This is a genomic window from Acinetobacter sp. ANC 4654, from assembly GCF_002135425.1.
GTDB classification, from domain to species: Bacteria; Pseudomonadota; Gammaproteobacteria; order Pseudomonadales; family Moraxellaceae; genus Acinetobacter; species Acinetobacter kyonggiensis.
The window spans coordinates 310,792-335,674 of sequence record NZ_NEGL01000006.1 but is presented as its reverse complement, the minus strand read 5'-3'; the positions used below and the strand labels follow the sequence as shown (position 1 = coordinate 335,674).

General features: G+C 36.5%; 18 protein-coding genes and 1 pseudogene. 7 read left to right on the top strand and 12 right to left on the bottom strand.

The window, feature by feature from the left end; translation table 11 throughout:
* Nucleotides 1–949 precede the first annotated feature (949 nt).
* The 4 genes from B9T24_RS11550 to B9T24_RS11535 form a co-directional block, all read right to left on the bottom strand.
* On the bottom strand, nt 950–1,180 hold the full coding sequence (locus tag B9T24_RS11550) for a hypothetical protein (protein WP_416224359.1): 231 nt from the start codon (nt 1,178–1,180) through the stop codon (nt 950–952).
* A gap of 250 nt (nt 1,181–1,430) precedes the next feature.
* On the bottom strand, nt 1,431–2,522 hold the full coding sequence (locus tag B9T24_RS11545; protein WP_086165909.1) for a YheT family hydrolase: 1,092 nt from the start codon (nt 2,520–2,522) through the stop codon (nt 1,431–1,433).
* A 123-nt stretch (nt 2,523–2,645) separates the two neighbouring features.
* On the bottom strand, nt 2,646–3,056 hold the full coding sequence (locus B9T24_RS11540) for a nuclear transport factor 2 family protein (RefSeq protein WP_086165894.1): 411 nt from the start codon (nt 3,054–3,056) through the stop codon (nt 2,646–2,648).
* Nucleotides 3,057–3,129: 73 nt separating this feature from the next.
* A complete protein-coding gene (locus B9T24_RS11535; protein WP_086165893.1) occupies nt 3,130–5,154 on the bottom strand; it encodes an FAD-dependent oxidoreductase in 2,025 nt (674 codons plus the stop codon).
* Nucleotides 5,155–5,291: 137 nt separating this feature from the next.
* On the opposite strand from B9T24_RS11535, the gene B9T24_RS11530 reads away from it, so the two are divergent.
* From B9T24_RS11530 to B9T24_RS11520, 3 genes are all read left to right on the top strand, one after another.
* Entirely contained in the window at nt 5,292–5,834 is a 543-nt protein-coding gene (locus B9T24_RS11530) for a PadR family transcriptional regulator (RefSeq protein WP_086165892.1), read from the top strand.
* A gap of 18 nt (nt 5,835–5,852) precedes the next feature.
* The gene (locus B9T24_RS11525; protein ID WP_086165891.1) at nt 5,853–6,761 is read left to right on the top strand and encodes an alpha/beta fold hydrolase; all 909 of its coding nucleotides are present in this window, start codon (nt 5,853–5,855) and stop codon (nt 6,759–6,761) included.
* A 270-nt stretch (nt 6,762–7,031) separates the two neighbouring features.
* On the top strand, nt 7,032–7,931 hold the full coding sequence (locus tag B9T24_RS11520; protein ID WP_074947519.1) for a LysR family transcriptional regulator: 900 nt from the start codon (nt 7,032–7,034) through the stop codon (nt 7,929–7,931).
* A 406-nt stretch (nt 7,932–8,337) separates the two neighbouring features.
* Here B9T24_RS11520 and map read toward each other — a convergent pair whose 3' ends face one another.
* Nucleotides 8,338–9,132, bottom strand: coding sequence for a type I methionyl aminopeptidase (map, locus tag B9T24_RS11515; RefSeq protein ID WP_086165890.1), 795 nt, complete (start codon nt 9,130–9,132; stop codon nt 8,338–8,340).
* A gap of 347 nt (nt 9,133–9,479) precedes the next feature.
* On the opposite strand from map, the gene brnQ reads away from it, so the two are divergent.
* A complete protein-coding gene (brnQ, locus tag B9T24_RS11510; RefSeq protein WP_086165889.1) occupies nt 9,480–10,772 on the top strand; it encodes a branched-chain amino acid transport system II carrier protein in 1,293 nt (430 codons plus the stop codon).
* 509 nt (nt 10,773–11,281) lie between these two features.
* Nucleotides 11,282–11,524, top strand: a complete 243-nt coding sequence (locus B9T24_RS11505) for a hypothetical protein (protein ID WP_086165888.1) — start codon at nt 11,282–11,284, stop codon at nt 11,522–11,524.
* Nucleotides 11,525–11,589: 65 nt separating this feature from the next.
* Here B9T24_RS11505 and B9T24_RS11500 read toward each other — a convergent pair whose 3' ends face one another.
* Nucleotides 11,590–12,048, bottom strand: coding sequence for a hypothetical protein (locus B9T24_RS11500; protein ID WP_086165887.1), 459 nt, complete (start codon nt 12,046–12,048; stop codon nt 11,590–11,592).
* A 123-nt stretch (nt 12,049–12,171) separates the two neighbouring features.
* Here B9T24_RS11500 and B9T24_RS11495 point away from each other — a divergent pair, with 123 nt between their 5' ends.
* Complete coding sequence (locus tag B9T24_RS11495; RefSeq protein WP_086165886.1) at nt 12,172–13,032, top strand: alpha/beta fold hydrolase; 861 nt, start codon at nt 12,172–12,174, stop codon at nt 13,030–13,032.
* A 193-nt stretch (nt 13,033–13,225) separates the two neighbouring features.
* On the top strand, nt 13,226–14,575 hold the full coding sequence (locus B9T24_RS11490) for an amino acid permease (RefSeq protein WP_086165885.1): 1,350 nt from the start codon (nt 13,226–13,228) through the stop codon (nt 14,573–14,575).
* 646 nt (nt 14,576–15,221) lie between these two features.
* Here the strand turns inward: B9T24_RS11490 and B9T24_RS11485 are convergent.
* From B9T24_RS11485 to B9T24_RS11460, 6 genes and pseudogenes are all read right to left on the bottom strand, one after another.
* Nucleotides 15,222–15,437: a hypothetical protein gene (locus tag B9T24_RS11485; protein WP_086165884.1), complete on the bottom strand. Its 216-nt coding sequence runs from the start codon at nt 15,435–15,437 to the stop codon at nt 15,222–15,224.
* A gap of 250 nt (nt 15,438–15,687) precedes the next feature.
* Nucleotides 15,688–16,026, bottom strand: coding sequence for a transposase (locus tag B9T24_RS11480; protein ID WP_213032951.1), 339 nt, complete (start codon nt 16,024–16,026; stop codon nt 15,688–15,690).
* 5 nt (nt 16,027–16,031) lie between these two features.
* Complete coding sequence (locus tag B9T24_RS11475) at nt 16,032–16,457, bottom strand: transposase (RefSeq protein WP_143223746.1); 426 nt, start codon at nt 16,455–16,457, stop codon at nt 16,032–16,034.
* A 98-nt stretch (nt 16,458–16,555) separates the two neighbouring features.
* A pseudogene (locus B9T24_RS11470) lies at nt 16,556–16,882 on the bottom strand (IS630 transposase-related protein).
* 627 nt (nt 16,883–17,509) lie between these two features.
* On the bottom strand, nt 17,510–22,024 hold the full coding sequence (locus B9T24_RS11465) for a translocation/assembly module TamB domain-containing protein (RefSeq protein WP_086165882.1): 4,515 nt from the start codon (nt 22,022–22,024) through the stop codon (nt 17,510–17,512).
* 22 nt (nt 22,025–22,046) lie between these two features.
* Nucleotides 22,047–24,779 carry an autotransporter assembly complex protein TamA gene (locus B9T24_RS11460; RefSeq protein ID WP_086165881.1) on the bottom strand — a complete coding sequence of 911 codons (2,733 nt, stop codon included), beginning with the start codon at nt 24,777–24,779 and terminating at the stop codon, nt 22,047–22,049.
* Nucleotides 24,780–24,883: the final 104 nt, after the last annotated feature.

The window sequence follows — 24,883 nt, the reverse complement described above, 5'->3', positions numbered from 1 at the left end:
TTGAAAATTCAAGTTTTAAAATACATAACATGGAATACTAAAATAAATTCTATAGGCTATTTGAACAAATATTCATGAATTGAATTTAAGTCATCATCAAGAATAATGACTAAGAGAATTTTTAAATTTCAATTAAATCAAAATATTAACAATTAGGCGCAATAGAATTGCCATAAAATAAAAGCTCAGTCAGAAGATAGCTTTGCTCGATTTATTTATTATAGATTAAATATAAATGGTATAAGATAGCTGCTTATATTTAAGATATACCATAAAAATCAATTAATTATATTAAAATCACAACAACTATGGATAGTATCAAATAAGGTTATTATTCAAAATTTTAGTTCACCTTACTTTTAAAAAAAGTGATTTATTCAGAATCAAAAGCAAAGCACATATCCACATCAACTTTCTAGGCGCCCCCCCCCAAACACCTTACAATAACTTAACCATGATCTGGTTTTAGATGATACAACTAAAAAAAAGCACCTTAAGGCACTTTTTTATTCAACTTATTACTGTTTAGTTAAACATTTGCCCAAATGCGTAAATTACAAACATAATCATAAGTGCAGATGACGAAGTTATTAATAATTCTAAAGTTTTCATCGACCACTCACTTCTCTTAAAGTGGAACATTATTTATACCCAGATATTGATTACCAATAAATGACAAAAAGTGACAAAAATACTTATAAATATACAAATCTGTAAAATTTAATTTCTTTTAATTTATGGCTAAGAAAAAATTCTACGAATTCAAATTACTTACAACTGGAGCTAAAAGCGTTGCTACGCCCATTACTACACCAATATAAAGAAATATTTTTATACTAAAGTTCTGTAAAAATATGATTTATTACTATTGATATTTTATACCAATCGTAAAATGAGTAATAAAAAAACCGCCTTAAAGACGGTTTTTAAATCAGTGACTATTTACTGTTTAATTCACACGTGAGGTGAATCGAAACATTTCATTAACACCTGTATAGAAGCTACGACCATCAAGATTCAAATCAATTTCAACACCAGACTGAAGCAAGACTTTCTTTCCTACTTCAACCCATTTAAACCCATCGCGAGTACTTTGCATTTTTTTTAAAGGCACCAACGAGACAACAATTTCACTACCATTTACAGATTTTGCTACTATATTTTCAATATTATTCAACATTTACACCAAATTTCAAACACATATAGAAATACCACCATTGGCATTTCGAAATAACAACTTTAATTTTGACAATTCAAACTAGATAAGACTTATATATCAATTTTAAAAGATAACATTTTCATGTCATTTTTATTGTTGAAGTTAGTATAACAGAAATACAAATTTAATCACCTATTACTTATCAGTCTTACTCATATTATTTGCGTCAAAATATTTCAAACCTATAGGTTCAAAGTGACTGTAAGTCCACTCATACTTGATGTTGTGTCATTAAGTAATCTGATATTAATCGTGCTGACCATGATTGTGTATTTAAACCTTCATAAAAACCGCAATGACTCCCCTTTTTCGTGGTCACCACCATCATATTGGGCATTTTTTGAATCACTTCTTTATAAGGTTCAAAATTACGAATATCACAAACTGGGTCATCTTCGGCATTTAAAATCATTAGAGGAATTTTAATATTTTCAAAGACAAAAATTGGGTTTGTTGCTTGATTATAAGCCTCAAAACTACTATAGCCTGCGAGTTCAAAATAGTGAGATTGAAATTCTTGTAAGCTTTTTGTTGCCAAAACTCGCTCTAATGATGCTGCGTATTTCCATGTCTCTGCATAAGGATAAATAAAAACTTTGAACAATTTCTTGGTCATGACCTTGGTATAAAAAGGATGTACATTTTTAAATCCAAGCTCTGTATCATAGCCTGGACACAATGCAAAAGCGGCTTTAAATGGTGTTTTCTGACCTTCTTCACCCAAATAGCGAACCAATAACCCTGTTCCAGCAGAAGAACCGACTGCATATAAAGTTGAATTTGGAAGTTTATTTTGAATATGCGTAATTTGCTCACGTAAATCATCCGTTGAGCCAAAAATAGACATTTTAGGTACAGGCATCGGTAAATTAGCATGTCCACGGCGCAAGCATAATGCGATACGCCAACCTGTATATGCATGTAAATCACGCACCAATTCACGCATACTTTCTGGTGAACCCGTTATGGTATGCATTAATACAATGGTGGGTGTGGTATCAGGTAAATGTAAACCATGCCATGCAATTGCAGTGATACCACCGTCAGACATTTTTAATTGTTCAATTGCATCGTATTTTAAATGAATAGTCTGTTTCTTAATTAAATCGAAATACAGCAAATGCGCGTGTTTATTCGATAACCATGGCGTTGGTCGATACTTTTGTTTCAGTTGAGGTAGCTCATCTAATAACTGTTTAACCTGACCATTTGGATCATAATACAGCGTTGGCACTTCTGCCCCTGTCACTTGATCAAGCCATGTTTGCGTCAATTGATTAATTTTTTTAAGCACCGACCACATTGTTTCTAAACCTTCATTGAGCAAATTAAAATGCTTGCCTGTCATGACTGAATTTAAAACATAAGTTCAGTTTAAATAACAGCAAGCACTCATTTGTAGATAACCACACTTAAGCTTAGGCTATTATGCTTTTGGCATAAAGGCAGCCATACGCTGTCCCATTTGAACTGCAAGTGCTTCTAAACCACTTTTCGGACGAATCATCACTTCAAAATCAACAATTTGACCATTTTCATTAAAACGAATCATATCGATACCCTTTAGTTTCTTTTCACCCACATTGGCAGAAAACTCAAGGACTACACTTAAACCATCTTCTGTATAAAATTCACGGTGATAGGTAAAGTTTTCAAAAACTTGAATCACATTGGTCAAAATGAAGAAAACCACTTGTTTTCCTGGATAAGGATTAAATGCAACGGGTGAACGAAAAACCACATCTTCAGCCAATAATTCATTCAAAATTGACATATCTTTTGTATCTAGCATTTCATGCCAACGCTTTATTGATGCTTGTGTTTGTTGTACTGACATTTTCAAGTCCTTTTCCATTATTTTTACAGCATAAAAATAGGGGAAATATTTCTATTTCCCCCTCGCGACTTCGTTAAATGACCGCGGCTAAATTTGCACCTTGGCGGATGGCACGTTTTGCATCGAGTTCACCCGCTTCTTTAGCACCACCAATTAAGTGAACATTTTTACCATCTGCTTTAAGTTGATCGAACATCGCCGTAAATGGCTCTTGTCCTGCACAAATCACTACATGATCGACTTCAAGCACTGTAGGCTGACCATTGACTAAAATATGTAAACCTTGATCATCAATTTTTTCATAACTTGCGCCTGAAACCATTTTCACATCACGATGTTTTAAACCTGTACGGTGAATCCAACCTGTCGTTTTACCCAAGCCCGCACCAACAGAGCTTGCTTTACGCTGTAGCAAGTAAATTTCACGATTCGACTTTTCTAATTCTGCTGATTTTAAACCACCGACATTTTCATAGCTGGTATCAATGCCCCATTCATTATAAAACTTCTCAGGATTCAAACTCGCACTCTCACCTTCATGACTTAAGTACTCAGCTGTATCAAAACCAATACCGCCAGCACCAATAATGGCAACACGCTGACCAACAGGCTTACGTTCTTTGAGTACTTCGATATAAGTCAGTACTTTCGGATGATCAATGCCATCTATTTCTAAATCACGCGGTATAACACCTGTTGCAACCACAATGTCATCAAAGTCGGACTGACTTAATGCTTCATACGTCGCTTGATGATTGAGTACTAATTTAATATTCGGTTGTAATTCAATTTTACGTTGGAAATAACGTAAGGTTTCGTAAAATTCTTCTTTACCCGGAATGGTTTTGGCAATATTGAACTGCCCACCAATTTGATTGGAAGCTTCATAAAGCGTGACATTATGTCCACGATCTGCTGCATACGTTGCAAAGCTGAGACCTGCTGGGCCTGCGCCAATCACGGCGATATTTTTAGCCACAGCAGATTCTTTAAAAATAAGTTCTGTTTCATAACAAGCACGTGGATTGACTAAACAGGTTGCAATTTTCATTGAGAAAATATGATCCAAACAAGCTTGGTTACAACCAATACAGGTATTAATTTCATCACTACGTCCTTGTTCAGCTTTTTGAACAAAGAATGCATCCGCAAGCATTGGACGTGCCATAGAAATCATATCGGCATGACCAGAAGCCAATACATGCTCAGCCATTTCAGGCGTATTAATACGATTTGATGTAATCAGTGGAATATTAACCAAACCTTTAAGTTTTTCAGTCACCCAAGTAAATGCAGCACGTGGTACTTTAGTGGCAATCGTTGGAATTCGTGCTTCATGCCAACCAATGCCTGTGTTGATAATGGTTGCACCTGCTTTTTCAATTTCTTTGGCAAGTTGTACCACTTCATCTAAAGTTGAACCGCCTTCAACCAAATCCAGCATAGATAAACGATAAATAATAATGAAGTTTTCGCCTACTTCTTCACGGGTACGTTTCACAATTTCAATCGGGAAACGAATCCGGTTTTCATAGCTACCGCCCCACTCATCATCACGATGGTTGGTACGTGCTGCAATAAACTCGTTAATGAGATAGCCTTCTGAGCCCATAATTTCCACGCCATCGTAACCTGCATATTGGGCAAGCTTAGCGCAGTTAGCAAAGTCATCGATGGTTTGCTGAACTTCTGCTGATGTGAGGGCTTTAGGTTTAATTGGGTTAATCGGTGCTTGAATAGCAGAAGGTGCAACTAAGTCGGCTTGATATGAATAACGACCTGTATGTAAAATTTGTAATGCAATCTTACCACCAGCAGCATGTACTGCTTGGGTAATCACTTTATGTTTTTCTGCTTCGGCAATACTATCTAGCTTAGATGCATGTGCAAATGTCAGACCAGCATCATTCGGTGCAATCCCCCCAGTGACAATAAGCCCCACACCACCTTGAGCACGTTCAGCATAGAATGCTGCCATACGATCATAACCGCCCGGTGCTTCTTCTAATCCCACGTGCATAGATCCCATCAATACACGGTTTTTGAGTGTGGTAAAGCCTAAATCTAAAGGTGCTAACAAATGAGGGTAATTAGACATATGATCTCCTTGGCGTGCTTTTTAAGCTAGCTAATAATGTATTTAATGCAACTTGTTGCATAAGTTATATTCTAGATTTGATTTTTATGCAACATGTTGCATAATGATCTGGTAAATTTTTACTGACTGAGTCGTTTATGTCTTTAGCCCATGTTTTATTAACGAGCTTAATTGAAAAACCAAGTACTGGAATTGATTTAGCACGTCGCTTTGACCGTTCTATGGGTTTCTTTTGGAATGCAACACATCAGCAAATTTACCGTGAACTCAATGGTATGCAGCAAAAAAACTGGATTTCAACCATTGAAGAACACAATACAAATAGTCGTAAAAAGACCTATCAGGTTGAAGCATTAGGGCGTGCCGAATTGGCCGATTGGATGGTCAAACAGAGTCCTCCAGCCCAATTACGTGAAGAATTGATGGTTCGTCTACGTGCTGAAGCACAATTGGGAGGCAATAGTGTCCTCCCTGAATTAGAACGCCATCTAATTTTGCACCGAGAAAACCTAAAAATTTACCAAACTATTTTTGCAAAAGACTTTGCCAATCGGCATGATCAAGATCGAACCCAATTTATTCATAAAATGATTTTACAACTTGGAATTGATTTAGAAATGGGCTGGATTAGCTGGTTGGAAACCATGATTCCACAATTAAAAGTATTTGATGAAAAATAACAAAATAAGGACATAACCATGCCACATTATCGTATGCCTGATGGTGAACAACTTTTTGTTCGTGAATTTGGTCAAGGCAAGCCTGTTTTAGTTTTATCGGGTTTAGGCATGCAAAGCTGGCAATGGCTGCCTTTCCTCTATCCTCAAGCCAGAAACAATAAATTTATTATTCCGGATTGGCGTGGTTTTGGTGGCTCTCATCGTTGTGCTATTCCGCAACTAGATGCCATTTCCAGCCATTGGCGTGACATCAACAGTTTAATGGAACAACTTCAGTTCGATAAATTTTCCGTGATTGCTTATTCTATGGGTGCAACCACGGCAATGCATGGTATGCAATACGGTCATTTAAATGAACAACTAGACCGTTATTTACATATCGATCAAACACCGAAAATTTCTGTTGATGCCATGTGGCAGTATGGTTTATTGAGCCAAAAACAAGCTCAATTTAAACAACTATTGGCTAAAATATCACATTTGCTTGCATGTAATGCGTCTGCACGTGTGCTATCCGACCTGAATCCAGCAGCTCGACAACACTTATTAGAACTTTGGCTGGCATTTATTCAGCTCCAAGCCAGCAATAAGGTTACCCCTTTACTGTTTCAACTGGCCTTGAAGCAAGTTAAATTGCAGCCCCTTATTTTACCTATTCAGCGTTTAGATTATTTAGCATGGTATGTAAATAATTATTTACATCATAATGAAGACTATCGCCATGCCATTGCACAGCTCTCTTGCCCGAGCACTTTTTTCATTGGAGAAAAATCGAGGCTTTACCCATCAACAGGGCAAAAAATCATTGCCAATAGTGTAAAAAATTCAAAACAAGTGATCTTTAAAAAGTCTGGGCACATGCCACTGATCAGTGAACCAATCAAATTTACTCATGAAGTTGCTCAGTTTCTCAAAAATTCAGCATAAAGTTTTAATGTAAATAAGATAATGAAACGGATGGTTTTCACTCCTTTTAGAACAATTTAATGAGCTTTATTACCTCAATAGTGATACAAAATTTTTAACATCCAATTCAGGCTGTGCGGATTGCAAAAAGAAAATATACGCACATGTTTAAACTATGAAAGTTATTGATTACAAACAGTACAAACCTAAAAAATTAAACAAATATAAAATTGACAAATTGCAACGATAAACCTTTAATCATCAATATTGTTGCATAAATGGAATTTTTAAATGCTGTCTGATCTTGATGATTTTTATTGCTTTGCATTGGTGGTTGAACACGGCGGATTTAGTGCTGCTGAACGCGCAACAGATATTCCAAAATCAAAATTAAGTCGTCGAGTTTATAATCTTGAAGAGCATTTGGGCGTTCGATTAATTCAGCGCAGTTCACGCCATTTTGCCGTGACTGAAATTGGCATGAATATTTATCGCCACGCGCAAGTGATGATGAATGCCGCCCAAGCTGCGCATGATTTAGTCGATCATTTAAGTACCCAACCTCGTGGCGTGATTAAGGTCAGTTTACCGGTATCTATTGCACAAAATGAAATTGCGAAAATTTTACCTCAATTTCTAAAAACATATCCTGAAATTAGAGTCCAACTTATTGTCAGCAATCGCCGTGTCGATATCATCAATGAAGGCATTGATGTTGCCTTACGTGTACGTTCAAATTTAGATGATGACCCAAGTTTAATATTGCGCAAATTTGAAAACATTGAACAACATTTATTTGCCAGCCAAGCTTATCTGAATGAATTTGGTGATTTAAAACAACCTGAAGATTTGAGCCAACATCAAATTCTGAGTATGGCTGATGAACATTTAGATCAGCACATTGTGGTACACGATGAAAATAATCATCAGAAAAAAATTAAGGTTAACCCCATTGTCATGGGTTCTGACTTAATGATGCTTGCCCAATTGGCTAGACAAAATTGCGGGATTGCGCTACTGCCTGACACCATTGTACAAGACTACGTACAAAGTGGTGAATTAGTCCGCGTACTGCCAAATTGGAAAGCTCCGCATGGCATTTTACATGCGGTTTATCCATCACGTCGTGGGCTACTTCCTGCTGTTCGTGTCTTTATTGATTACCTCGTTGCACACCTTAGCAAACAATAAAGTACTCCATATAAAGCAATAAAGAACGTAATGGCTCAAGATTTGAAATGGTCAATCAATCAATTTTAGTCATTACGCTTCACACTACAACACACCACTTATTAGATGCATGATAAAAAGCAATAAGTAAAAATTTGAGACAAAAAAAAACTTACCCGATGTGGGTAAGCTTATAAACTAAAAACAAGAAACTACAGCTAGAATCTATGTGCGTATAGTACAAATAAAATACAACCAGAACTAATAGTTAAAAAATATTAATCTTCCATTTGAAATAAAAAATACTAAAATAAAACAATATCTTAACAAATAAACTAATCGTTTAAACAACTTTATTCATCTATCATATAGATAATACTATACTAAAGTATAAAGTGATAAACTTACCATCCAAAAGCACCAGATTTTAAATTTCTGGATATGAACCTGTACCTTCTGGCCAAGGGGATAAAAGTTCAAAACCAGTATCAGTGACAACAACCATATGTTCCCATTGTGCAGTTAAAGAGCGATCTGCTGTCACAACAGTCCAACCATCTTTTAATTCTTTAACATTGGGTTTCCCAGCATTAATCATAGGTTCAATGGTAAAGACCATACCTTTTTTAAGCTTCAGACCTTGACCTGCTTGACCATAATGCAAAACATTGGGTTGTTCATGATAAACCTGACCAATACCGTGACCACAATATTCACGGACAATGCTATAACCTTCACGATGCGCCACAGATTGAATAGCAAAACCGATGTCACCCAAAGTTGCATCTGGTTTTACTGCATAAATCCCTGCAACCATGGCTTCATACGTTGTTTCAACTAATTTTTTAGCCTCTGGTTTAACTGTACCCACGTAATACATACGACTGGTATCACCAAAATAACCATCTTTAATAATGGCAACATCAATATTAATAATATCGCCATCTTGTAAAATAGTTGTTGCAGATGGAATACCATGACAGACAACTTCATTTGGAGAAATACAGGTGGTTTTGGTATAGCCATAATAACCAACATTTGCTGGAATCACTTTGAGTGTATTCACAATGAAATCATTACAAATATCATCTAAGTATTCTGTGCTTACACCGGGCTTGACATACTCCCCTATCATTTCCAAAACCTGAGCTGCTAAACGCCCGGAAATACGGAGTTTTTCTATATCTTGCTCAGTTTTAATGGTAATAGCGGAAGCCTTCATTGTCTCATCCTCATGTATAAGGCTTTTGATTATAGACCTTTTCGTATTTTTTTGTTTAATCTGTGTGTATAAAGCAATTAAACTTAGATTTTTCAGTTTTTTAATGTCTAATTAACAAACATTTAAAACGCTGTTGCAAAGAAAATAAAACGTAGTAATTTTTTAAAAACAAAAAGTATTTTTATTTTTTATTCAATAATCAACACTATAAATCAACCTAAATTTAGCCATTTGTTTAGTTACATTAATTTTCATATAAATAAAATTCATACCTAGCATAAAATAAATTACCAAAAAACTTTCGTATCCTCTAAAATCACCCCTTTTAGTCAATCCATCTCCTTTTCATGACAAATCTCCGTACAAGAGATATTATTGCCTTAGGTTTTATGACCTTTGCACTTTTTATTGGTGCAGGCAATATTATCTTTCCACCTATTGTGGCTCAACAAGCCGGTGAACATGTATGGTTGGCCGCATTTGGTTTTTTAATTACTGCTGTTGGTCTTCCTGTTATCACCATTATGGCGCTATCACGAGTAGAAGGATCTATTCAAAACTTAAGTTCTCCTTTGGGTAAAATCGCAAGTCTGATTTTAACGATCTCGTGTTACTTAGCAGTTGGTCCTTTATTTGCGACTCCACGTACAGCAACGGTTTCATATGAAATCGGTTTTTCTTCTTATTTTGGTACATCAAGTAGCAGCTTGCTCATTTACAGTGCAATTTATTTTGCAGTTGTGACTGCTGTATCTTTATATCCAAATAAACTGTTAGATACCGTGGGTCACTTCCTTGCACCGTTAAAGATTATTTCTTTAGCCGTATTAGGTATAGCCGCATTTGCAATTCCTGCTGGATTCATTCCACCAGCAATTAACAACTATGTGGCTGCTCCTGTTTCTGAAGGCTTTGTGAATGGTTATTTAACCATGGATACTTTAGGTGCACTGGTCTTTGGTATTGTCATTATTCACGCGATTCATTCACGTGGCGTAACTGATAAAAAACTGGTGACCAAATATGCAGTGATCGCAAGTTTAATTTCAGGTGTCGGTTTAACCTTAGTTTATTTAAGTCTGTTCAAACTCGGTTTAGGAAGCCATGAAGTCGCTCCAAATGCAGCAAATGGTGCAGTGATCCTGCATGCATATGTACAACATGCTTTTGGCGATGTCGGTTCTCTTTTCTTAACGGGTATGATTTTCCTTGCCTGCATGGTAACAGCGATTGGCTTAACCTGTGCTTGCGCAGAATACTTCTCAGAACTCACTAAAATTCCTTATAAAATTTTAGTTTTTGTTTTAATTGGCTTCTCTTTCATTATTTCAAACTTGGGTTTAACCAAACTTATAGCCGTGTCTGTACCTGTGTTAAGTGCAATTTACCCACCAGCAATTGTCGTTATTTTACTAAGTTTCTTTTGGAAATTTTTCAATCGACCAACTCATGTTGTTGCACCAGTCACAGCAATTGCATTTTTATTCGGTATTCTTGATGGCGTTAAGGTAGCAGGTTTTGAAGCTTATTTACCTGAAATTGTTCAGCATTTACCTTTAAATGCACAAAATTTAGCATGGCTTATTCCATCCTCTATTGTGCTAATTATTGCTATCGTGATTGATAAAGTTAAAAAATAACCAAAATTAATGTCATTAAAATCAAGTTTTATCCAAACCTGATTTTAGTCGTGATCAATAAAACATCATGTTTTACCCAAACAGCGTTTTATTGTTTACATTCTCAGACATTGTTTTGGTTAAAGCACTCTATTTGCTATGCTATACACATGTGACTGCCTTAGACCTATCTTTTCCCTCAATACAGATACACCTTCATATCTCTCGCCACACTCAAATAAAATTATTCAGTTTGTTGGCATCAATATTGCCTATTTATTCTTCGACTATTGTTGAATATTGCAGTAATCCAACGCTTGCTACACTAAAAGTGTAAATTACATTTATTCAATAAATACTTGGTATTTACATTTTTAATGAAATTAGCATATGATTTTACCTACATAGCATAGTTTTATTACAAAATAATGACATTTACTATTGAAATAGTTATAAATAACAAGTAAAACAATAGAAACCAATCTGACTAAAACAATAGGGTTTAGGTCAAAATGACAGGAGGGGTGGAGATGTTATCATTACATTTCAATAAGGAAGTCTTCATTAACGCTCTAAAAGCAAATAAGAATATGGTCACCTATTTGAGTACCACCGTTGCTCTAATGCTGACACTCATTATGCATGGTTTAATTCAAGGCAATTTAAAACCTGAATTCTTTATATATGCTTTTATTGTCTCAATTGCTTTTTATATTTGGGCTGTGGCCGATCAGAAGTATCGTCAGCAGAAACAAAATAATTCTAAAGAATAGAGGATGGGTGAACTTTCACCCATCTTAAAAAAGAAAAATAATCATTGATACATTTATAACTAAAATTAAAATACACCTAAGCCCAAGATTGCCCCAAGTAACAACCCCGCTGTCGCACCCAACTCCCCTACAACTAAAGCAATCATCGCACTGGTAAGTATCCATCTGGGTAATTGCCAACGTCCCATTTGATGCGGAACTTTAAATTGATTACTGGTATCCTTCAACCAACCATGCAACACATAACTTAAAATTGAAAAACTAAAAAAGAAAAGATTGATCAACACAAAAATTAAATTAACCCCTTCAGACCATACTGAAAAATAGGCTAAAACTGCAATAATCAAACTGGCTGGCGCATAAAGTAAGCTGCTTCTATGTGCAATATCGACATAATAATGTGCACGAGCCTGTTCAGAGTGCCGTATTTGATAATATTTCCACACCCCAGTGAGCATCCCCACCCCAAGAAAAACACCGCTAAATATAATTGCGAGCGAAACAGATTGAGTTAAATTTTCCATATTTATTGCGTTATATCCTTATTTTTAGAACACTATTCTGACTTTAAAGTCATTCTTTATGCAAGTTTCTTTTTAGAACTTCGCTACAGTAGTCCTAAGTTAAATTTAACGTATGTTCTAAATATGAGTACATTTGAAACATTAGAAATCAGCTGTAAAGATGGATATTCCCTCAGTGGTCGGTTTTATGCAAAGCAAACTTCTCATAAAAAAAATCACCCCGTTTTAGTTTGTCCTGCAACTGGCATTACTCAGCATTTCTATCAAGCTTTTGCAGAATGGTTAGCCACGCAAGGCTATGATGTTTTGAGCTTTGACTTCCGTGGCATTGGTCGCTCTCTACATGGCCCTTTAAATAAGTCTGAAGCCAGTATTGTTAATTGGGGGCAGCTTGATATTCCTGCCGCAATAGATAGTTTATTATGTAAAACCCAAACCGATCAGGTCATTTTACTGGGTCATAGTGCTGGCGGTCAGCTTTTAGGTATTGTGCCGAATTATCAAAAGGTTGCAAAAGTTATTGCTGTTTCTGGCTCCACAGGACATGTGAAAGGTTTAAAAGGCAAAACCAAGCTTTTAGCCCCGCTTATGTTTAATGTTATTTTCCCATTAGCACGTATTACTAAAGGCTATGGGCCAACTCAAGCGATTGGCATGGGTGAAAACCTCCCCAAAGATGTGGCTAAACAGTGGGCTCAATTTTGCAGTAAACCAGGTTATGTCATAAATGCAATTGGCAAAACAGTATTTGAAGATTATCACACTAAAATTGATTGCCCGATTACCGTGCTTTGGTCTTCAGATGATGAAATTGCAACTGCTACAAATGTGAAAGATTTACTACGTTTGTATCCAAATGCAGATACACAAATGATCGAGTTAAAGCCTAAAAGCTACGACCATAAAGCAATTGGTCATATGCTGATGTTTAAAAAATCACATCAGAACTTATGGTCAACCATAGAAAAACAACTGCATATTTAGCCTAAACAGCTCCAACAAAAGCCACCTTTCTTTGAAAGGTGGCTTTTTTATTGCAACTATCCACATTTTTTTCAGCATAAAAACCCCTAATTCATAAATTTAATTTTGTTAATTGATAAATATTTATTATATTAGTCAGCTATTTTCAGCCCCGCTGTTTTTCACTCCCCTATACCACATAAATGGATCATTTATGTCTTCACACAAACAAAGCCAACTCAAGCATGGTTTAAGTAATCGTCACATTCAATTGATTGCTCTTGGCGGCTCAATTGGAACCGGTCTTTTCCTCGGAATTTCCCAAACCATTCAACTTGCAGGTCCAGCAGTCATACTTGGTTATGCTATTGCGGGTTTAATCGCATTTTTTATGATGCGCCAACTCGGTGAAATGGTGGTAGAAGAACCCGTTAGTGGATCATTCAGTTTTTTTGCTTATAAATACTGGAGTCCATTTGCAGGCTTTATGTCGGGCTGGAATTACTGGGTACTCAATATTTTAGTTTGTATGGCTGAACTGAGTGCTATTGGCTTATACGTGCAATATTGGTGGCCTGAAATTCCAACTTGGGTTTCCGCACTGGGCTTTTTTATTTTAATTAATATAATTAATTTAATGCATGTCAAAGTTTTTGGTGAAATGGAGTTTTTATTTTCCATTATTAAAATTTTAGCCATTATTGGCATGATTGGCTTTGGTGCTTATTTACTGGCGAGTGGTCATGCCGGCGAAACAGCTTCTGTATCTAATCTTTGGGCACTCGGTGGCTTTTTTCCAAATGGTCTTTCTGGTTTAGTCATGGCCATGGCGATTATTATGTTCTCCTTCGGGGGCATTGAATTGGTCGGCATTACCGCAGCTGAAGCCAAAGATCCAACAAAAACCATTCCTAAAGCAGTCAACCAAATAGTATATCGCGTTTTATTGTTTTATATCTGTACCATTTTTATTTTATTGTCTTTATATCCTTGGAACCAAATTGCAGAAGGTGGTAGTCCTTTTGTTTTAATTTTCGATTCTTTAGGCAGCCAATCTGTCGCAACTATTCTTAATTTTGTGGTATTAACGGCTGCAATTTCAGTTTATAACGGCACCAGTTATGGTACGAGCCGTATGTTGTTGGGCTTATCTGAACAAGGCAATGCACCGAAGTTTTTAAGCAAAATTAATCAACGTGGTATTCCCTATACCGCGATTTTAACCTCTGCGGTTGTGACGCTGATCTGTGTCATTTTAAATTACATGTTCCCTGAAAAAGCCTTTAAGTTATTGATGAGTCTTGTGGTTTCAGCCATTGTGATTAATTGGATGGTACTTTCATTAACACACCTTAAGTTTAAGCAGCGTATGCTTCAGCTTAAAAAAGTGAGTATTTTTCCCAGTATTGCTTATCCGCTGACTAATTATATTTGTGTGATTTTCATGCTGTGTATTTTAGTGATTATGTGGATGACACCAGATATGCGTATTGCCGTGATGCTAATTCCTGTTTGGATTGCATGTTTGAGTCTGGCGTATTGGTTGAAAATAAAGAAAAAGTGAAATACTGCGAATTTCATTTTGATTGAGTGACTTTCGCATTCTTTTGCTGAAAATGATCTGAATTTGTGTTTTAATACACTTAGTTTGAGATGAGCCTCTTACAGTATATGAGCTTTGACTTGTATACGACTAGCCCCTAACCATGGGGCTTTTTAATGTCTGAAATTTGAATAACGCTTAATTCAAAGACTACACATCAAGCGAACAATGATTCATTTCATAAAAAAGTACCTTTCGATGCTTATTAGATTTGTTCAGCTAAACAGCTCAATTGAAAATTGAATAACAACTGCATTCACAATATCGACAAAAATGCACCTGTCAGCAGAGTCATTAAAAATAGATCGAATTGATAATCCATGAAATACCCACTAATGCTTACTTAATTTTAAACAGAATCGTAAGTTATGGACACGATTTTTTTCATTCTGAAACCACATAGACTTCATTTGTACAAATACTATTATTTATAAAATACATACAAGTAATGTAGAGAATCAACTAAAAACTTAGTATGAAAGATTAAAAACATGAAATATGCAGATGTTTTTTGGTAATACAAAAAACATCTATTTTCACATATCGCCAGAAATCAAAAATATTTGAGCATTTCATTGAAAATTTATGCCTTGAAAAACAATTTACTCTATTCGATATCATAGACCCAATTTTTAGCTTGTTTGTCTGTAGTCTTTTCACAAACATAGTAGTCATGATCCCACGAATCTGGATGAAAAATTTCAAGTTTTCTATAGGTCACTTTTTTTGACTTTTCGACACACTCAAAACTATCACCTTGGTCTTTAATAGCTGTACCGTTTAGAAATCCACCGATACAAAAAAATCTACTTTGTTTAGCCATCTCGTTACATCAACTTTTTAAATCATTTCACAATATGGATTAAACGATTTATTGGTCTAGCTGTAAAGTGGAGAGAACGACATACATAAAAATGGTCAATTAGACTGAATTCATTTTGGTTCGATAATTATGAATAACACCAATAATTTTATTTTGAAAACCCTTGAAGATAACTGCATATATCCTCATTTAATTTCTTCTGATTATAGGATTTCCTTCTAAGGATGATACATAAGAGTTCTTTCATAAATCATTTTTTAGACAGTTCCATGTTGTAAATTCCAGCGATCAAATTGAATTTTAAATCAAGCCTTTTTCCTTTGTGAAAGGTTGCTTTATCCATAATCAAAATACTGCTTTCTTTCAGTTTGGGTAATAAATCCTGTTCAATCCAGCATTCAAATACTTCTGTGTTCACTGAACAATCAAACACTCCAACTGTAAGCAATCTATTTTCAATTAATGCACCGATCGCATTGCTACAATTTTTTAACTGCCAGTTGAACTCTCCTTCAGCCCGCATGCCTTTGCCGCTATAGCTATGAGAGCGTGTACTGTCACTTTGAAAACCACTTTCATCTATAGTCAAACTATCTAATTCCCCATACATAAATGAAAAAATAACTGGAATGGCTGATCAATAGAATCAACAATCCACTCTTTACGCTTGCGTTTAACCCATGCCCACATTTTTTCTATTGGATTTAGATCAGGGCTATAAGGAGGTAACCATAAAATTTGATGACCATAGTTCTCTAATAATTCTTGTGTGCCTGATCTTTTATGAAATGTTGCATTATCCATTATAACAACAATATTTTTTGGTAATTCTGGAATAAGAAATCTCTCTATCCAAAAATGAAAAACATCTGAATTAATCTTACAATCAAATAAACCGACTGTGAATAACTGATTATGATGCACTGCTCCAATCACATTGGGCTGATTCTTCAATTGCCAATTATACTGCCCCCAAACAGGCAGAATCTTTTGGCGCATAAACATAAGGTCGATGATCATGGGATTAAATCCACTTTCATCAAAATAATGAGCAGCATTGCCGCAAGGGATGTGTGATCTTTAATACATCAAGAGAATCAATGAATTTCGTTCTAAGCTCAGGGGCTATTTTTGGATGGATCACGTCTTTTTTTAACAGTAATCCCTAATCGCTTTAATTCATCTCCAATAGAGGATGTACCACAATCAAAATGCTGAGCACGTTCGTATTGATAATCGTCAGAATATTTTGCAACATCATCCCTTAATACTTGATCTGCTATTTTTGAGGGCTCACGAGCTCTTGTACGTTTAATTTCAATCCTTTTTTCCCAACCTAAGATTGTATTTTTATCAATTTCAAATTGTGCAGCAACAGATCGAATGGAATAACCTTCCTCAAGCTTAGCTCATACTTTCTTTCTAAAATGTTCTGAATAACTCATCAAACTAATGTCTTATATTTTTAACGATTCTACTATATAAAGAATTCCAAGGTAATTTAACTCTCATTAAAAAAGAAACGGCAGCAGATTAGTTAATCAAAACATTAATAACTGCCCGTAACGCAAAACGTAATACTGAGCGCAACCCGATTCTAGAAAATACTGACCACTTTCAATCTGACGATTATAAAAATGCTCTAAAAGCCATCGTTCTGCGCATTAAGAAGAAATGTCATGACGAATAATAAATAGGTTTATCTTTCCAATCACTCAAAAAAGTATCAATACAGTGATTATAAGTTATGATTGAAAGAGATTTTAGTTTTCGCTGACTCAAGTACACATCAAAAGCTTGAGAAAATCATCAAATTATTTAATACTTTTTTTCCTTGTTATAGTTACCATTGCCTATTTCAGCTAAAATTGTTTGTGCTTTTTTCCTAGCTTTAGCTTGCGTTATTTCATTTGTTTTTCCAATAACAATACGGGAAAAATCGCCCTTGTATCTAAGATTAACAATATAAGTTTTACTTTATACAAATAAGATACAAGCGAATTAAGATATCAATACATATTAAGATTAAATTATTAATAACAACAACTTAAAAAATACATATCAATTCAAACCTAGAAACGCCAATTATAGAAAACATCAATGGCACGTTCCACAGATTGACTCGCCTCTAAATATAAACGTTTATTCATTTGATAACGTAAGGTCAGTTTATTGACTGGGGTAAATACACCTACACCGTAGCGGATAAAGAGATCTGGCGTAAGATAACCCGTCACACTAACCTGTGTATCATCACCTGTTCCCTGTGCATCAAGCGCCAAGCCACTTAAGCCAAAAGTACGACCAATTTGATTGGTTAAGGCACGCGTCCCCCCCAATCCCATACTAATCCCAGCAGCAGCAATCGTATTATTTACATCGGATTTAAAACCCTCTGTTTGACTAATACCGCTGGTGCCTTCATTAATACGCCCAGTAATTAAAGCATTTAAAGCTTCTTGCTCAGATAAACCTGCATCATTATAGACCTGAATATTCGGACTTGTTGCAGTTCCTGTAACACGAACACCAACTGTACTGCCTTGTACACTCTTATTGGCATCAATATCTAAAGTTGGGTTATACAAAGGCCCATTGAAACGTGCAATCGCTCGGTTCAAATCTAAGCTTTGTCCATACGCCTCAATTTTCACCCGCTGGCTTACACCAATGGCACCATTAGCACGCATCGCAGTTTCAAACCCACGTTGTGATAAATACAAACGTCCAATTAATGGAATACGGCTATCAAAACCTTGGAAAATGACTTGATTACCCAAATTAACCATAAGATCTGCACGAATATCCCATGGTCGAGCAGACTTCAATATTGCAAGCTGGTCTTGTCCTTCATGAACAATACGTACATCTGATGAAACATTGACTACAGGAGCTGAAGCTTCAGGCATTGAAATTAAGGCACGCGGAACTTCAACCTTACCATTTAAGGTTAATTTTTTACTCAATGGCAAGACATCTAAAGTTAAATCAGGTGTAACAACTGCCGTGATCAATGGTGCTTGACGAAGAAGTAAATTCTGACCTTTCAAATGCAATTGAATACGTGGATCATTTTTCCAATCCACATTACCAGTTAACAAGCCGACGCCTCGACCGCTATTGAATGCCCCGTTAATACTGGCATGATCTTCTCGAATCGAAGAGTACACTTGAATATTACTTAGATTCACAGGCAATGAAATCATGCTGATCGCACCATCTTTAAGGCGCATTTCACCATTGAATAAAGGCTGAGTTAAGGTGCCAGAAATTTTCCCTGCAAAGGATAAAACTCCAGCAAGTGACCGAACATCTTGAATAAAGGGTTTAAAGACTTTGAGTTGTACTTGATCGAAGGCAACTTCACCGCGCATTGGTTTGCTGTCTTTATAAGGGTCGATAATAACATTGGCATAACCTGTCCCAATTTCAGGTGTTTTAACATCTAAACGAAGCTGCAAACCTTCTGATACACTTTTCGCAATTAAAGCAATTTCGTTGTAACTTAGTGTAGAACCAATATCTTGTGGGTCTTCTGCTGCCAAGCCGATTACACCATTGCGTGTCACCAATCTTGCATCAATTTTTGGTTTAGCACCTTGAGCCCATGCTGCTTTTGCATAACCATTCACTTTGCCTGTAATGGCCAAACCTTCTGGCATAAATGCAGCAAAATCATTTAAATCGACATTTTGGGTAATAAAAGACACATTACCTTTGGTTTTACCAACACGAATCGGTTGATCGAAACATAACTGGCTTTGCTGACTTGACCAACAATGCGCACCGACAAACAATTCTGATTTTGATGAGTTGTAAACCACTGAAGCATTTTGACGCTGTACTAAACGCGCACGCAATGAGTCAAAATCACCTTTTTGAATTTGTCCCAGCCAATCATTTTGTGCATTAAAACCACCAGCCAATTGCACATAAAATTTAGAAATTCTGTTTTCTGCTTGAACTTTTAATATATGTGCTTTGCGTGTACCTGCCAGTGAAATTTCACCTTGCCTAATTTCACGCGAACCACTACGTAAACTTTCCATTTTTGCAGTTAGTAACGTAGGGGTGAGTTCTGAAGTCGGTAATTGACCTTGTATGCGTAATTTTTTAATACTGACTAAATTATTAAAACCAAAATTATCTACAGCGAAATTGGCACTTGCTTGTAGTTTGGGTTGTGATTGCACATTTAAATAACCATATGCACGACCACGAAGTCCGCTATATAGTTCATACAAAGCTGGTGCATTGACTTTTACTCTTAAATTTTGCGCATTACCTGTCGCTTGAATTTGATTTTTTGCATAAGCCAAATACAAATTATTCGCTTCAAATTGTTGCGGCAAGAAACCTTTCTGGTTGGAATTTAACACAACCGCCAAATTTCCTGTGCCACGAACAGGTTTATTGTTAATCACACCTGCCAAATTTAATTTTTCGATATTCATCCGCTTTAATGTGTCTGACCAGACACCTTGCGTTTTGACATTACCAGATAATTCACCGCGCACAGATGACACAAAATAATGTGGTTTAAAACGCACCAAAGATGCATTTACATTCCAACCAATGCCATTTTTAAGATTCACCAAACCGCTGGCAAAAATTTTCCCTGCAACACCTGAATGCTGTAATTCAGCAATTTTAATCAACTCTGGAGTGCCAGAAACTTTTAATTTCAGCACACCCTGACTGGCTTGAATATGACTAGCATTGAGTGCACCATCATAATTCACTGCAAAGCTTTTAAAAGCACCACCTGATTTTTGATCATGAAATAAAATCGCTGCGGTACTACGTCCAGTTAAACGAACCGTTTCACTCTTATTTTGCTGTGCCAAACGACCAGTTAAATTAATTGCATCTAACTGAATAATTTGTTGATTCGGCTTGGCAAAACCATTGGCCTTAACCTGTCCATTGATTAAATTTACAGGTGCAGCATCCACCACTATTTGCGGGTTAAAATCTTTTGCATTTAAAACGGCATTCCACTTCAATTGACGCTTGTCCGAAGGCAATTCGACTTTTGCACTGCCATTTAAACTGCCTTTACCTACGACATAACTAAAACTTGGTACATTTAAATTATTATTTTTAAGGTTTAACTGTGCTTTATATAAACCTTCAGGCAACACGCCTTTATCATGTTTAGCAATCGACGTTGTTACTTGAATATCTTGCTTACCTTCAACCAAAGCCAATTTAACATCGCCTGATTTACTGCTTAACCAACCGACATAAGGTACGGCGCGATCAATATTTTTCCAAGCCACATCCAAGAGCATTGGATTTGGCTTTTTGCCTTTTTGCTCAGCTTGATCCAGTTTTAAATTCCATGTTTCATAACGATCAAAATCAACCAAGGCAGTTAAATGCATGCCTTTTTCTAAACGACCTTTGGACGCGATTTTTGCATCAAGACTTGGAGGCAAAAAATCCTGAATGACCAATGGAATCAATTTGTCTTTTGGATTTATTTTATCGATGCGCCCATTTACATCCCAAGTCACATGGTCTTTCCAACTAACAACACCAGCAACATTAACAGCCCCTTTCATCAATTGACCGTTTAAATTGACAATATCCAATTGATGCACTAAATCGGTATACATAGATGCATTGTATTGACCTTGTGGAATATTTTTGCCGCTCAAGTCCGTTGTCACATCTAAATTTAAACGCTCGATATCACCATTAAATTTAGCTACGCCATCTTTGCTAAATAGCTCTTGCTCAGTTATTAAGGGCCAATGATATTTTTTAAACTGCAACTCACCAAACATCGGAACATGTTTGCGTACAGGATGCACCACTGCCCAACCTGTTAATAAATCAGGCGTATTTGTCGCAACACCCGCCTGTATGGTATCTAAAGTACCCTTCGCTACGACTTTGATATCATGAATATTCAGCGTCTTATTCAATGACGGAATATTCAAATCAGCAACAGCATTTAAAGGATATTTTCCTTCAAACTTCATCTCTCCTGTTGCATTTTTAACTGCCAAATATCCCATATCCATACGGGAATTTTCAAACTTAAGTTCTGTACCTGACCAAAGTGCATTATTTAAATGAATATCATTAAATTTCACACTTGCAGATGAGGTCTTGATCACCAGATGGTCTAGATCTGCCGTATCTAAGCGTAAAACAAAAGGTAAACGGATTTCACTAAATTTAAAGGGTTCATCACTCGGTGGATTTTTGGTGATAATTTGTAGATTACGCACATCGGCACGATTTAGATGAATTTCTTTTTTTAAAATCGCGCGCCAACCTAAGCTCACATCGGCACGATCAATTTTAACGTCAACAGGTTTTAATGTGACCAAGATATTTTTGAGAATAATGCCGTGTAAAAGATTACCGCCCTCATATTCATAATGAATAATTTTTTGGCTTTGTAAAACACGATCAAGTAAAAATTTACTGCCTTTATCGGTCGTGAACATGACAGCGAAGGAAGCAACAAGCAAAACCAACACTATGAGCAATGTGAATAGCACACTTCTCAGAATACGACGTTTTTTAGGTCGAGGTAATTCTATTTCTGGTTGCTGTTCTACTTCAGCCATAATGCTCTCTAAAACCTAAAATCTATAGTTGTGGACCAATAAAGAAATGGATGCGTATTGGGTGACTATCATCGGAAATGCCTGAAGCCACATCAATACGAATTGGGCCAATTGACGATGCCCAACGAACCCCTAAACCAACACTATATGCTGTTGGCGTACTAAAATCTTGATCATAGGCATTTCCCACATCACTAAATATAGCTGCGCGCCAACCTTCTTTGAATTGATAGTTATATTCCAAAGATCCGACAGCTAAAGCTTGCCCACCAATTTTAAATCCATCTTGCTCAGCGGCTAAACTCTTATAATCAAAACCACGAATACTTTGATCACCACCCGCAAAATAACGCAGATTGTAAGGAACTTTACTAAAGTCTTGTGCAAAGATATAACCTAAATCACCGCGCCCGACAAACTGATGGTTATCATTTTCGCCCAATGAATAGATGAAACGCCAACCCGCATTTACAATGGCCATATCAGCATCGGACAGTAACGTTTCACTGCCAATTTCTGCTTTATAGGTTTGCTTAAAGCCTTTACTTGGATTAACCCGTTTATCACTGGTGGTACGTGACACTTCATAACCAAACAATAATGATTGTTGTTGTTCATTTTTATTCACCAAAAATGCTTCTGGAATTTGAGAAAAATCAACCAAACCATCTTGAGTAATACGGTCGGAACGAAAGCGTAGGCCAAAGGCTTGTTGCCAACTTCCACGTGGGTTTTTAATCACCCGATCCACACCCGCAACGGCAGACTCAATCATCAAGCCCATGCCTTGTGCAACACCTTCACGTTCTTCACGCTCATAACCACCGACCAAACTAATATAGTCATCTAAAGGATGGTTATATGGAATATTATAATGCCCATCCAGCGACTGACGAATTTGCGATAATTCCAAGTTGGCATCAAAGGAATGACCACGGCGATTCACAATAGATCGGCGATACTGACCACGCAAACGCACCCCCGTATCTGAACCATAACCCGCACCCATTTCGGCACTATTTAAACGATCAGCATTCAATGTCACAATGACAGGAACTTTCTTTTCTTCACGTGCTTGGGCTTTTAAGCGATCTTCTTCAGTTTCTTTGTTTTCTTGTTCTACACGTAATTGACGTAAATTCTGTTCGCTTTGAGCATCGGTCGTGCCTGCAAACTCGCGTTCATTCACCACAGACTGAGTCACTTCTTGAGACGAAGTAACTTTCTTTTTATCCTGAATACTGGCATCACTTTCTGATATTTTTTGCTGATCGACCAAAGCTTGAATATCAGGTGCTAATTCTAACGGTTTTTCGATTGGATCAGGTCGTACTGCATCGACCAAGGTGTAATTAAAATAACGTGAGTTGGTTAAATTATTTGCCAAACCGTTGACACGCCAAAAAGCATAATCTGCACCATCTTGCCAAGACATCATACTTTGCAAAACATCTAAATCAATTGGAAAGGGTTTCGATGGATCACTCATCCGAAATTCAACAGCGCCTAGTTTATAGCGCTCACCTGTTTCATAGCGTAAATTGATATCTGCTGTATCTTGCGGTTGAGCAACTTTTACATCGTGTAATCGCCAATAACTATCAAAGAAACCATTATTGCTTGCTGCATCTGTAATACGTGTTTTGGTCTGTTCATATAAACCATGGTTAAAAACATCACCGATTTCTTGATCGGGTAAAACACGAATGACTTGGAACTGTGATTGATTTTCACCCGCGCCACTAAATTCCACATTCTGTTGTTTAATTTGCACGGGTGCATTCGGCGTTACTCTAACTCGAACACGATTTTCACTGAGTTTTTCAAATTTAAACGTCGCATTATAAAAACCAACAGCCTGTGCTGCTTGATTGGACAATGTTCGAAGCTGTGGCAATGCTGAGGGAAAATCACTAAATGATTCTTGGGTAAAACTGGACAGCTTCCCCTTCATATTGGCTTTTAAATTCTCTACAGCTTGAGTATAGGCTTGATTTGAAACATCACTATTATTTTCTGTCGAACTAATAACAATATCCGCGCTAATACGCTGCACTTTTGTCGCACTTAATTGGCGTGATGGTCGTATTTTATAGAACCAGCGCTTGAAAAAATTCGGCTCTTCTATTTCATCACCATCAGTTGGACCTAATTCAGGTAACGTTATTCCAGATTCATTGGCTTCAACAACAATTTGGCTGTCTGCTTGAATACTTGTGATTAATTGATCAACATTTACAGGTGCATGATTAATTTCAACTAACTCTTGTTGAGTTGCATCAGAAACCACAACCTCAGAAATTTGCCCTGCGCGATACTGTTGTGCTTCATTTTTCGCACTCTCTGCTACACGAAAAATTTCATCTGCCATCGTTTGATTAACAGGTTCTATCGGTAGCTCTTCTAGCGCTTCAAATTCAATCGGTTTAAATTCATCCAAAGGCTGTACGGCTTGCTCTTGTTGTTGCAGCATTTGTAAGCTATCAGGCTCGGGCTTTTTTGCTTGAAAATTTTCAATTTTTTCTATTTCTTCGGTACTATTTGGACCTTGTTTAACAGCTTCACTCTTGAGTTGTTGTTGAAATTCTGCTTGAGTGCTTATTGCATTTGGCTGCGTCACTTGTGCAAAGCTTTGCTGCGCAAGTAAGCTTAAAAAGAGACTTAAACAGAGTCGTGTATGTTGATCATTCCACTGTATGATGGAATGGACACTTCGTGTAAGAGTCGACTGTTTAAAATCCAGTTTTGAAAGCATAAAAAACTCTAAACTCGTATAATATTTATAATGAAAATGCCCAATGAAAGCCTGCTAACAAGCTCAAATCTATTGGAATTTTCACTAAAGTATAGGTTAAAAGC